Annotated in this window: 1 pseudogene; it reads right to left on the bottom strand. The window is 70.3% G+C overall.

Features of this window, described 5'->3' with window-relative positions:
* Nucleotides 1-617 (bottom strand): annotated as a pseudogene (locus tag PYR91_RS36335) (polyketide synthase dehydratase domain-containing protein); the annotation flags it as partial.

The following is a 617-nucleotide window of genomic DNA, read 5'->3' as shown; positions in this document are numbered from 1 at the left end:
GCCTCGCGCGGTGACGCAGAACCGTCCGACACCGGAACCAGCGCCCCTTGGGCGTGGAGCGTCCACGGCTGGTCGGGCTGGTCCTCGCTCCGGGAGTGGACGCTGACCGATCGGCGGCCGGACTCCTGCGGGCCTACGACGACCTGGACGACCATCGCGCCGGTGGCGGGCAGAACCAGGGGGGCTTGCAGCATCAGCTCCTCCAGGCCGCCGAACCCCACCTGCTCACCCGCCCCCAGCACCAACTCCACGAAACCGGTACCCGGGAACACCACCGAACCGCCGACCACGTGATCAGCCAGCCAGGGCTGCGCTCCGACGCTCAACCTGCCGGTACAGACCACACCACCGGAATCGGCCAGCACCACCGCCGCACCCAGCAACGCATGCCCCATCGCCGTCAAACCAGCCGCCGACACATCACCCACACCCGGCTCACCCTCCACCCAGTAACGCTCACGCTGGAAGGCATAAGTGGGCAGATCCACCCGCCTGGCCGCTGTGCCGGAGAAGAACGCCCGCCAGTCGACGTCCGCCCCGGCGACATGCAGCTCACCCAGCGCCGACACCAGCGTGTGCGCCTGCGGACGGTTACGCCGCTGCGCCGCCACCAGCAC

It is taken from the genome of Sphaerisporangium sp. TRM90804, assembly GCF_029846175.1.
Lineage (GTDB): Bacteria > Actinomycetota > Actinomycetes > Streptosporangiales > Streptosporangiaceae > Sphaerisporangium.
Note: the sequence above shows the minus strand (reverse complement) of the source record. Positions and strands in the feature narration are given on the sequence as shown.